The 11650-nt window shown below is 29.9% G+C and carries 9 protein-coding genes, 1 tRNA gene and 1 pseudogene; 4 read left to right on the plus strand and 7 right to left on the minus strand.

Features of this window, described 5'->3' with window-relative positions; genetic code table 11:
• The first annotated feature begins 103 nt into the window (after positions 1-103).
• Positions 104-1696, plus strand: coding sequence for a phosphoenolpyruvate carboxykinase (ATP) (gene pckA, locus HMPREF2663_RS01765; protein WP_002490100.1), 1593 nt, complete (start codon positions 104-106; stop codon positions 1694-1696).
• 226 nt (positions 1697-1922) lie between these two features.
• On the opposite strand, the gene HMPREF2663_RS01770 is transcribed toward pckA, so the two are convergent.
• Positions 1923-2711: an alpha/beta hydrolase family protein gene (locus HMPREF2663_RS01770; RefSeq protein WP_080052294.1), complete on the minus strand. Its 789-nt coding sequence runs from the start codon at positions 2709-2711 to the stop codon at positions 1923-1925.
• Positions 2698-3165, minus strand: coding sequence for an RNA deprotection pyrophosphohydrolase (gene ytkD / locus HMPREF2663_RS01775; RefSeq protein ID WP_002446736.1), 468 nt, complete (start codon positions 3163-3165; stop codon positions 2698-2700). The genes HMPREF2663_RS01770 and ytkD overlap by 14 nt, the downstream gene beginning before the upstream one ends.
• A 70-nt stretch (positions 3166-3235) precedes the next feature.
• Here ytkD and yidD point away from each other — a divergent pair, with 70 nt between their 5' ends.
• Positions 3236-3484, plus strand: a complete 249-nt coding sequence (gene yidD / locus HMPREF2663_RS01780; RefSeq protein WP_002457867.1) for a membrane protein insertion efficiency factor YidD — start codon at positions 3236-3238, stop codon at positions 3482-3484.
• Here yidD and menC read toward each other — a convergent pair.
• Both menC and menE read right to left on the minus strand, forming a co-directional pair.
• Complete coding sequence (gene menC / locus HMPREF2663_RS01785; protein WP_070592801.1) at positions 3481-4482, minus strand: o-succinylbenzoate synthase; 1002 nt, start codon at positions 4480-4482, stop codon at positions 3481-3483. The two genes, yidD and menC, sit on opposite strands and share 4 nt — an antisense overlap.
• Positions 4472-5896 carry an o-succinylbenzoate--CoA ligase gene (menE, locus tag HMPREF2663_RS01790; RefSeq protein ID WP_046044309.1) on the minus strand — a complete coding sequence of 475 codons (1425 nt, stop codon included), beginning with the start codon at positions 5894-5896 and terminating at the stop codon, positions 4472-4474. The genes menC and menE overlap by 11 nt, the downstream gene beginning before the upstream one ends.
• Before the next feature lie 1247 nt (positions 5897-7143).
• Between menE and HMPREF2663_RS01800 the strand changes: the two genes are divergently transcribed.
• Complete coding sequence (locus tag HMPREF2663_RS01800; RefSeq protein WP_070845654.1) at positions 7144-7809, plus strand: Ltp family lipoprotein; 666 nt, start codon at positions 7144-7146, stop codon at positions 7807-7809.
• 743 nt (positions 7810-8552) lie between these two features.
• On the opposite strand, the gene HMPREF2663_RS01805 is transcribed toward HMPREF2663_RS01800, so the two are convergent.
• Together HMPREF2663_RS01805 and HMPREF2663_RS13170 are read right to left on the minus strand one after the other, a co-directional pair.
• Positions 8553-9794: a Fic family protein gene (locus tag HMPREF2663_RS01805; RefSeq protein ID WP_070845656.1), complete on the minus strand. Its 1242-nt coding sequence runs from the start codon at positions 9792-9794 to the stop codon at positions 8553-8555.
• A gap of 175 nt (positions 9795-9969) precedes the next feature.
• Positions 9970-10166 (minus strand): annotated as a pseudogene (locus HMPREF2663_RS13170) (hypothetical protein).
• A 973-nt stretch (positions 10167-11139) separates the two neighbouring features.
• Between HMPREF2663_RS13170 and HMPREF2663_RS12955 the strand changes: the two are divergent.
• Positions 11140-11331 (plus strand): tyrosine-type recombinase/integrase, encoded by a 192-nt coding sequence (locus HMPREF2663_RS12955; protein ID WP_083310231.1) that lies wholly within the window; start codon positions 11140-11142, stop codon positions 11329-11331.
• 146 nt (positions 11332-11477) lie between these two features.
• Here the strand turns inward: HMPREF2663_RS12955 and HMPREF2663_RS01810 are convergent.
• Positions 11478-11566: transfer RNA gene (locus HMPREF2663_RS01810), tRNA-Ser, on the minus strand.
• Positions 11567-11650: the final 84 nt, after the last annotated feature.

The following is an 11650-nucleotide window of genomic DNA, read 5'->3' on the forward strand; positions in this document are numbered from 1 at the left end:
ATACATTGTCACTATTTCTATTTTAAAGTGGATAAATTCAATCGGTGTGTTATACTATCTAAATGTAAGGGCTTACATAAATTATTGTATGGAGGGATTGGGTATGTCTATAGATACATACACAGAAACACTTAAGATAAATCAGCTAATAGAAAAAGCTACATCACATTTTCAACTATCATCAACACAATTATACAAAAAAATTTTAAAAAACCATGAGGGTGAATTAACTGAACTGGGGGCAATAAATGTTAAAACAGGTAAGTACACTGGTCGTTCACCTAAAGATAAATTTATTGTCACTGAACCATCGTATAAGGATAATATAAATTGGGGAGATATCAATCAGCCCATGGATGAAGAAACATTTCTAAAACTTTACAATAAAGTACTCGACTATTTAAATCAGAAAGATGAACTTTACATATTTAGTGGATATGCAGGGAGCGATAAAGAGTCACGTCTTAAACTTAAGGTGATAAATGAATTAGCTTGGCATAACTTATTTGCTCGTAACATGTTTATTCGTCCAGAATCTATAGATGAAGCTCAAAATATAAAACCCAACTTTACGATTGTTTCAGCACCTAACTTTAAAGCTAATCCTGAATTAGATGGGACAAATAGTGAAACATTTGTCATTATATCTTTTAAACATAAAGTGATTTTAATTGGTGGTACAGAATACGCTGGTGAAATGAAAAAAGGTATTTTCTCTGTAATGAATTATTTGCTTCCAATGCAGGATATCATGAGTATGCATTGTTCAGCTAATGTTGGAGAAAAAGGAGATGTAGCATTATTCTTTGGATTATCAGGAACTGGTAAGACGACGCTTTCTGCCGATCCAAAACGTAAGTTAATTGGTGACGATGAACACGGTTGGAATAAAAATGGCGTTTTTAATATTGAGGGTGGATGTTATGCAAAAGCAATTCATTTATCTAAACAGAAAGAGCCTCAAATTTATAATGCTATTAAATATGGAACAATCTTAGAAAATACAGTTACAAATGATGACGGTACAGTAGATTTTGATGATAACACCTATACTGAAAACACTCGTGCCGCCTACCCTATTGACTATATAGAGAATATTGTTACACCTTCAAAGGCAGCACATCCGAATACGATTATATTCTTAACCGCTGATGCATTTGGAGTTATCCCTCCTATTTCAAAGCTAACTAAAGATCAAGCAATGTATCATTTCTTAAGTGGGTTTACGTCTAAACTAGCTGGAACAGAACGTGGTGTTACTGAACCTCAACCATCGTTTTCAACTTGCTTTGGTGCACCATTCTTACCTTTAAGTCCAACAAAGTATGCTGATTTACTTGGAAATTTAATCGATATTCATGATGTTGATGTATATCTAGTAAATACTGGATGGACAGGTGGCAAATATGGTATAGGGCGAAGAATTAGTCTACACTATACTCGTGAAATGGTAGATCAAGCTATATCAGGTAAATTAAAAAATACTAAATATATTAAAGATGATACATTTGGCTTAAATATTCCAGTTCAGATTGACAATGTACCTACAACTATTCTGAATCCTATCAATGCTTGGAACAATAAAGATAACTACAAAGCACAGGCTTACGATTTGATTCAACGCTTTAATAATAACTTTAAAAAATTCGGCAAGGAAGTCGAACATATTGCCAACAAAGGTGCATTTAATCAATAATTAATATGCACATTTATATGTTAAATTTAAAAGCATTGTGCCTGAGAAAGCTTTCAATACCTCAGGCACTTAAATTTTTATTTAAATGCCGAGTGGATTATTAATACATTTATTTGAGGATATCTATATATGATAATACATTTCTAAAGTTTCAAACAATCTCATTATTTAATATCTAATTATTTCTAATATATACATTGTTATCATCAACATGTATAATCCATTGTCACAATATATTTAAATTTTTATTTTCGACGTCGTTCATCCATTGATGTATATATTGAATTACGTCTCTCATCGCAGCAGGTCGTGGTACATGACCTTCATCCAATTGATAATAGGTTTGATAATAGGTTCCTTTGGATTTTAATTTTTTTTCTAAATCATAAGCTTGGTGTATTCCAACTTGAATATCTTTGCCACCATGAATAATGAGAATAGGAGGACTATCTTTTTTTATAAATTGCATTGCATCTCTGCTCTTATAAGCTTTCGTATCTTTTTTTGGATGTCCAACCATTCGTCGTAACATTCCTCTCAAATCAACTCGTTCTTCATACATTAAATGTATATCAGATACGCCACCCCAAATCATATAACTATCTACAGGCAAATCATTAAAAGTAAGTAATCCCTGTAGACCTCCACGTGAAAATCCTACCATATGTATAAATGCAGAAGGATAGTTTTGATTTAAAAGTCGAATCAAATGCGTTACATCATTTAAATCACCACGGTAAAATTCATCTCTTCCTTCACTTCCATTATTTCCTCTATAGTATGGGCCTATAACTAAGGTATGTTCATTTGCAAATTGCATAAGTCTTGCGGCTCTCACTCTTCCAACTTGCCCTTTACCACCTCTTAAGTATATAACAATACGTTTGATATCTTTTTTGCTTTTCGGAATCATCATCAGAGCCTTAACTTTTAAATAATCTACAATATATGTTACTTCATTAAAAAAATGAGTTTCATATTCGATTGGCATGCGCTTTTCCTTAATAAAATCCAAGTGCTCTCACCCTTTCCAAACAATGAAGAATCGCCTTATCATTGATTAAAAAACTTCTTTTATTTAAAGGAATATCATTAATATGATGATAAAGACAAGGGCCTAAAGTCTCGTAATAGGTATCTACATATTCCAAATGACTTACTTCAACGAAGTAAACATCCTTAATAAACGGCTCATCATGCTCCGTTTTTATACGATACTGTGCAAAATAGTAGATAAATTTTGCGATTGCACCCGTCTCTTCGTATAACTCTCTAATTACTGCTTCTTTACTTTGTTCGCTTATTTCAACTTTACCACCAGGAAACTCTATCCCACGTTGTTGATGGTGTGTAAATAATAACTGACTATTGTATACAGGAATTGCAAGAACGTGATTACCATTTGGCATATCATTTTCATTTTTATAGTTCAATGTTACAACCCTTCCATCTTTATCCTCAAACTCCACGTTCCTCACTTCCTCTCATCCTATGTTAAAATATATTTATCAAATATTTAGTTGGAGGCCTTTATCAATGTTGAAAAAAATATTGTTATCTCTAGTTGTATTTTATCAACGTTTTATTTCGCCACTTACACCCCCAACATGTCGATTTTATCCAACATGTTCACAATACACTAGAGAAGCCATCGAATACCATGGTGCTCTAAAGGGACTTTATCTCGGTGTACGGCGCATACTTAAATGTCATCCATTGCATAAAGGTGGCTTTGATCCTGTTCCATTAAAAAAGGATAAAAATTCTAAAACCACACATCATCATTAAACTTTGTTAAGTAAAGAACGCTTGACTTTAGGGGGAGTGAAATAAATCATTCCCTCTTTTAATATGCCACTTGTTTCTACGATATCATTAGCAAAATAATAACCGTGTGGCGTTATATCACCCGGATAATTTCCTTCTTTAGCTAACATTGCTGTAAAATATCTACTTAGACCAAACTCATACATGCCCCCAACTACAAACCTTATATTTTTTTCTTTCAAAATTTTCATGGCGTCTAACATTCTATCTATTCCTCCAAGTCTAAATGGTTTTAACACGACGACTTGTATGGGATATTGTTGAATTATTGATTGTATTTTTTCTATAGAAAGTGCCTTTTCATCGATGGCAATTTTAGGAAAAATAGACATATCAATATCATTTAAATCTTCTAGAATTTTAAAAGGTTCTTCAATATATATAATATCTGATGTTTTTTCATTGGCTAATTGTAAAAATGATGGCTTTGTTAATGATTCATTTGCATCTATTGCAATATCACACTCAAGATTTAATAAACGTATAGTTTCAAGATCTTTGATAAGTGATGTTGACCATTTAAGTTTAATACGTTTCGGTCTTGTTTCTAATAATGTTTCAATTTGACTATTAGTTAAGCCGCTAACTGTAGCACCATATTGTACTTCAAAATCATGCAGATCGTTATACATTTGATAAACAGCCATGACAACCATTGATCGAGCAGCTGGCGCATCATTCATTTGATTGAGGTAAGGTAACCATGAATCAAAAGATATCATATCTTGATGAAGTACTTGTGGTATCCACTTTCTTAATCTATTTGCGACTGTGAGTATTGTTTCTTTATCATACCAATTAGTTAAAAATGCATTACACTCTCCATAATAAATTTCTCCACTATAAGTTACTATTTCCGTAAACAAACTTTCTCGATGCGTTAACTTCACTTTCGGTGTTGAAATTGGTGATTTAAAAGGTTCCTTATAAGTATATAGATTGATTGCCTTAACTTTCATTATTCTTTCCCTCATTCAAGTCTTCACTTTTGACCTTTTTACGTTGTAATTTACCTGTCGATGTATAAGATAAAGATTCTACCTGATAATATTTTTTAGGAATTTTATATCTAGCTACATGATTTTCAAAATGTTCTATTAATTCATTACGATTAATATCTTGATTTGTCACATAATATAGTATTGGCACTTGCCCCCAAGTATCATCTGATATTCCCACACATACGGCATCTTCAATGCCTTCAAAGTCTTTTGCTATTGTTTCAATTTGGTAAGGGTAAATATTCTCTCCGCCACTTATAATCAAATCTTTGCGCCGATCATATATCATGACATAACCCTCATCATCTATTTCAGCTATATCTCCAGTTTGAAAATACCCATCATTATCAAATGTGTCTTTTAAATCTTTGGGATATAAATAACCATTCATCACATTTTCACCTTTAATTAATAACTCTCCATGGCCATATGCGTTGGGATTTTTTATTTTCACTTCAACATTTTCACTTGGTTTTCCAACAGTATCGAAACGTTCATTTAACATTTGAGGTGAGGCTGTTAGAAACTGAGAGCAAGTTTCTGTCATACCAAAAGAATTATATACAGGTAAACGATAAGTCAATGCTTGCTCTATTAATTGTGGTGATAATTTAGCACCACCTAGCAGAATTTTTTCTAAAGAAAATGGTTGAGTCAATCCTGCATCCATTAACCACTTTAACGTTTGTGGAACAAGAGACATGTGGGTGATTGGATAAGTCTTGATTTGTGTTAACATATCATCAGTTTGAAACTTTTTAACAAGTCTGACAGTGAATCCTTCTATCACTGCGCGTAAAATAACACTGAGCCCAGAAATATGATATATAGGTAAGACCGAAAGCCACTCAGTATCTTGTTCGAATCCTAAACTATGTTTACAGCCTATAGCACTGGCTAAATGATTATTAAACGTTTGAGGCACAGCTTTTTGAGGTCCCGTCGTTCCAGACGTAAACATAATTGATGCAATCGATTCTAAATTAAATTTGTAACTTGAAACATCATATTTATCCAATTGTGTTAAATCATTAAAATGATATAAATTAAATCCTTCTAATTCTAAAGGTAACGTGTGTACAATCGTTGTTATGTCGACCGAATTCATTTGATTTATCATCTCATGTCGCGTTAAACGTGTATTTATCATAGCGATTTCAATATGAGCTAACCAACAAGCATGAATCAAAACAACTGAATCAATATCATTGCTTATATATAAACCAATCCTTTTCTGATTTAAAGAAGTTAAATATTGCGCGATTGTTTTTGCACGATGATATAATTCTTCGTACGTTAAAGATAACTGATTTGTAACAATCGCCAATCGATTTCCATTTGATTGAGCTTGTTCCTGTAACCAAAAATTCACAATGCATTCCTCCAAATTATATACACGTATAATTATACCTACTTGCTTATTAAATATCAGTAGTTGAGCTTAATATGTTATTTTCAACTTAAAGTAATATGTTTAAAAGTCAATCACCTATTGAAAATGTGGACTACATGCGTCATCTATCAGTCTTTAATATAGTCATTGCTTTTAAGTTAGTAACCTACGTAACTTTCATCATCACATTTCAATTTATAAAGTACTCTATTATTTTAATCAATGATTCCATTATTGACTATATATACATTTTTTATAAGAATCGTTCTCTTTTCAAAAATAAATTATCTCATGAATTAATCATTTAATATATCCCATTTAAATAATATTGTAACACCGATTAGTTTGTGATATTTTTAAATTACTTTATATAACAATATGGGGTCTTATATGAGTACCGAAATTGTTAGATAATTTTTCCGAGATATCTCAACGAATATTAAAAGTATAGATTGAAGGGAAATAGATGAAGCTATAAAATTCACTCATTCTAACATTCCAATAGGAATAAAGAGAATTTAAACTGTAACTGATAATGTTTAATGTTATTAAATTAACAGAATAAAACTTCATAATGAAAAACAATCAAATTATCTCTTATATTACACCTGATGTTACTGAAGATGAAATGAGAGAAATTATAGCTTTTATGGATTAATAAAAACAAAAGAAAAATAGCGATAAATAAAGAGAGACGCTTATATTACTAATTTACACTTTAGTATGATTAAGTCTCTTTTTTTTATAAATAAAATTATGCATAATTTAAGGTTTCATATAGGCGTTGATGTTATATATAAAATATATACAATTTCTAAAACTAAATAAGGAATGAGAATTATGCATCAATATAAGGAGTTGATTGATGGTATAGATATTAAATATATTGAAATGCCTGATAAATTAGAATACGTCATTTTTTGATAGTGAATTATATGTTAACAGTAGATTATCATCAAGTTTTTATGTGAAAGAAGACATCAAAACTTACTATGTAAAAAGTAATAAAACTAACGCACTTATCTCTTTAAATCAAATTGAAAAAGCAATCAACGCTCACGATTGCAAAACACTTCAAGACTTGAGTAATTACTTTAACTTACCTACTACACATTTATTTCTAACAATGTGATTCTATAACCTTAAATATACAAATTTGCTTTTTTCAATATATTAAAAATTAAACCTGCTACTTTTCATCAAATAGATCCACAGGAGGACGTTTTATGCAACAAGAAACAACATCATGGTACAAACAAGAGTGGTTTATAGTTTTATCACTTTTATTCATTTTTCCACTAGGTTTATTTCTCATGTGGAAATTTAACAAGTGGCCATCTATTGCAAGAACAATCATTACTGTTGCAATTTCAGTTATCGTATTAGCAAGCATTACCTATTATGGTAATCTACAAATGATTGTACCAGCAACATCAATTTCAAATAACGAAACTAAAGAAACTACAGAGAATACTGTAAATGATAAAGACGAGCTAAATCATAAAGCTGCAGTAGAAGAAACAAAAACTAATTATGACTCCACCAAAGAAAATACTAAAGAACCTGCAAAAGAAAATGAATCTGCAACACGATTGGAGAACTCTGCACTTGAAAAGGCAAAGTCATATTCTGATGATTTCCACATGTCTAAACTAGGAATTTATGATATTTTAACATCTGAATATGGAGAAAAATTTGATAAAGAAGATGCACAATATGCTATAGATCATCTAGAGGCTGATTATGAAAAGAATGCACTTGAGAAAGCAAAATCATATGCCAAAGATATGCATATGTCTAATGACTCAATTTACGATCTTTTGGTGTCTAACTACGGTGAAAAATTTACAGAATCAGAAGCAAAATATGCTATTGAGCATTTGGATAATTAAGTTTACGGACGAGTAACTTTCTCGTCCTATTTTTTAACATCAAGAGAAGAGCAACGAGAATGAATGTGAAAAAAGATTAATGTAACATGGTCTTATGATTTTAGATGTAAAATAAGAGCTATCGTAAAAGAGGTTATAAAACCAAAAAAGCAGCGTATGAGGCAATGCAACTTAAAGATTTTCACAAGCTTTTAAAGATGCGTTAAATGAGGAAATAATTGAACGTGATCCAACTTGGAACGCCCCTATTTATGAAAAGAAAACTACAAAGAAAGAAGAAGATAAATTCATGTCTTTAACTGAATACAGGAAATTAAAATTATTCTTAACTTGTAAAAATGAATTATCATAATTTAACTATTTTTATACTTATAGTTGCAGGTGGACCTTTTCGAGAGGTGCAAAATTACAATATAATGATTTAGATTATATCAATAGTAATATTCATTTAAGAAATACTATGACAAAATCAGCTAATAAAATCATTTCAATTGCTAGAAAAGATATGAAACATATACAAAATGTTTTAAACAGACTATTACAGATTTCTGCCAAAATAAAAAAGAACGTTGATATAACAACGTTCTAACATAAATCAGTGAAACTAATGTTTACTAATTTTTACTGTTTTACGGAGAGTGAGAGAGTATATAAACTCCGTAAACATAGCTATTATAGTGTGTCGGGAACGTCTCAGAACGTTCCTTTTTTATATAAAAATCACCTGTTGTATTAAAATTTATTTACGTCATATTGACGTCATTTTGAGAAAGTAATTCTTCAATAAAATCGTCCTTAATTTCATAAATTACAGGATTACTTTTTATTTTATTTAGTTTTGATTCATTTTTGGTTACAACCTCATTAATCTTATTTCTAGAAAAACCAGTGATTTCTTTTATTTTCTTTAAACTAATTCGTGAATATTTACTTCCAAAAATCTTATCTTGTAAAAGAATAAAAAGGGTATCAAATTCATATTTATCTCTATATAACTTTGATAAAGAGATACCTAGTTTATCTAGAATATTTTTGTTATTTATAAAAGTTTCTATAATATTAGATTGCCCTTGCAACAACAGATCTAACATTTCTTTAATAAATATAGTTAATTCACCTTTATTAAAATAATTAGATGTATTTTCGAAGGCTTTATAATATTTATTTTTATTATTGTTAACAGTATAAGAAAATGTAAGAGCAGTAAACGGATCCAAATTATTAGATAATAATTTAGCCAAAATGTATCTACCTACTCGTCCATTACCATCATAAAAAGGATGTAGATATTCAAATATAAAATGACTAGCCATTATTTTAAAGACCTCAGGTGCTTCATCATATTTAAGAAATTCAAACATTGAAGTTAGATTTTCGATAAGCTTCGTTTCATTATACTCATTTCGATGAATCCACTTATTCTTTGATTCATCGAAAACTCCTATCCCTTTTTTTCTGAATAACTCTCCATCAGGTAAATCACTTTCTTTTATTTCACTATAAACCATAGAATCAAATATTTTACGTATATCAGAAATAGAATTAATTGTTATATTGTAGTTTTTAATCATCGAGTATTGATTAACTAACCCATCAAATCTTTTATTATAACCTTTAGTTTTGTTTATAGATTCAGCAATTTCAGCCTTTGTACTTCTAATATTCTCTGTTTCATTAGTACTTTGTAATTCATTTATAAGTAAATGGTTGATATAAGATTCATTAGCTACAACCGGTAATTCGGCAGATAATCTTTTAATTTTTTCAGAATTAATTAATATTTTTTCTAAATTTTTAACTAATTCTTTTGTTATAACAAAAAACAGTGGGTAACTATGATCTGTATCTTGCTTACCATCACGTATTGGGTGTATATCTATATCTATTAAATAAGAAGAAAAACTTTTCCGACGCATTTGATATTCTGTTTCTAAATTTTGACTACCATACATATGAAATAATGTTTTTAATGACTTGTATTCCATGATATCACCCTTGCTACTAATCATATTTAAAAAATATGTTGTTTATCATTAATATGATTATAACTAATTTGCTTTACTAAATAAAGAAATTTAAACCTTTGCTTTTTTGACATGGTTACATAAATGTAATTTGAACGATTATTTTAATGCAAGTTATATCTTATTACTAAAACTATTATTTCATTTGAATTTGATAATCATAGAGTTTTTTTGCATTTTTCAAAGTGAGTTTTTCAATACTTCTTTCTCCTCGACGCATAGCATTTATATTTCCGTAACTAACACCAGTATCTTTGTTTATTTGGTAACTTGATATATCAGTGATTTTATTAATACATCAATAGCTTTGTACAATTCATCATATGCGTTCATTTATTTAAGATGAGACAGTTTTTATTATTTTAAAATTAAAATCACTATGTTAATTAATGCTAATACGATCGTTGTTATCATTAAGATTAATGTTATGTTTCTAATAGTTTTACTTGTCATAATTAACACCTCCATAATATAATGAGGTAAAGGGCTTTCGCCCTTTCCTATTTTAGTAGCGTTACGATAGTTGAAATGTTTTGAATAATAAGCCCGGTCAAAGCTATTATCATCATTCTTTTGTCGTGACGCTCTTTTTTTATTCTCCGTTTTCGTCTCTTTCTCATATCTTCTGTATAGAAATAATCTTAAATGAACTTTTATCTCAACGTTTTTTGTAAGTTTATTTCATTTGATATAAAAAATGATCTTAAGAAAAGTGACTAGTAAAATGAAGTAACGAAAAGACGCTAACATTAGTTACATACCTAATTTATCGGACGTTTACTAAATGGTTTGTTTCTAATTTTTCAACTAAGACAGTATAAAAAATTCATAATTGTTTAAATCAAGCTATAGACGATGCAATTCAAAAAAGATTAATGCACAAAGATATAACATATAAAATTGCTACTAAAGTGGCAATATCAACCCACCCTGAAGAACAAATTTATGAGTTTTGATAATTTTACTAAATTAAAACAATATGTAACCGAAATCCCTATTTAATCATATGTGTTTATATATTTTTGTGTCATTGCTAGAAGAAGTTTTGGATAAGTTCAAAAATTTAAGTAGAAATGATTTAGAATAAAAAAATACAATACACTTGTCTAGAACATTAACCGAAAAAATCATATAAAACTGTACATGTTCCCCTACTGATATGAAAATTTTATAAAAATACTAGTTCAAATGCCTGTATGTTTATCCACTAAAACTACTATCACAGCTGTATCTTTTATCACTTATAATGCAGTATAATAATACACTAAAAAAATTCTGCATAGCAAATAAGATGAATAAATAGACTTTGCATAGTTTAAGATATACATATTGCTCTTACTTACTACACAACGACGTATCTATCTATTACATTTCAAAGAGATTAGGTCACAAAAATATTAAAACTACTATGGATGTATATTCGCATTTATTAGATGAAGTTGAGCAGAAAGAAAAAGCAGTGAATGTATTGGAAAATATAAACGGGAACGCAATTTAATTTTGCGGGGACGTTTTTATCAATTCAACAATATAGAGGAACGTTGGGTCTAATTTACGAGGTTTAACGAAAGATAACAAGATATAACAAAACCCCGTTAAATCAACGTTTTGTTTCACGAGATTTAACGAGGTATAAGCAAATAACGGAGAGTGAGGGATTCGAACCCTCGAGACGCTTGTGACGCCTACACACTTTCCAGGCGTGCTCCTTCGGCCAACTCGGACAACTCTCCATGCTAGAATATAGTAATAAAAAAACAGAAGCGATATTTCACTTCTGTTTGTATGACTCCTACGGGACTCGAACCCGTGTTACC

This window comes from Staphylococcus sp. HMSC077D08 (assembly GCF_001837945.1).
Taxonomy (GTDB): domain Bacteria; phylum Bacillota; class Bacilli; order Staphylococcales; family Staphylococcaceae; genus Staphylococcus; species Staphylococcus epidermidis.

What these genes read in the sequence shown, in the direction of transcription:
- pckA (WP_002490100.1), top strand. Translation starts at nt 104, where the DNA reads ATGTCTATAGATACATACACAGAAACACTTAAGATAAATCAGCTAATA.
- menC (WP_070592801.1), bottom strand. Translation starts at nt 4,482, where the DNA reads ATGAAAGTTAAGGCAATCAATCTATATACTTATAAGGAACCTTTTAAA.
- HMPREF2663_RS01800 (WP_070845654.1), top strand. Translation starts at nt 7,144, where the DNA reads ATGCAACAAGAAACAACATCATGGTACAAACAAGAGTGGTTTATAGTT.
- HMPREF2663_RS01805 (WP_070845656.1), bottom strand. Translation starts at nt 9,794, where the DNA reads ATGGAATACAAGTCATTAAAAACATTATTTCATATGTATGGTAGTCAA.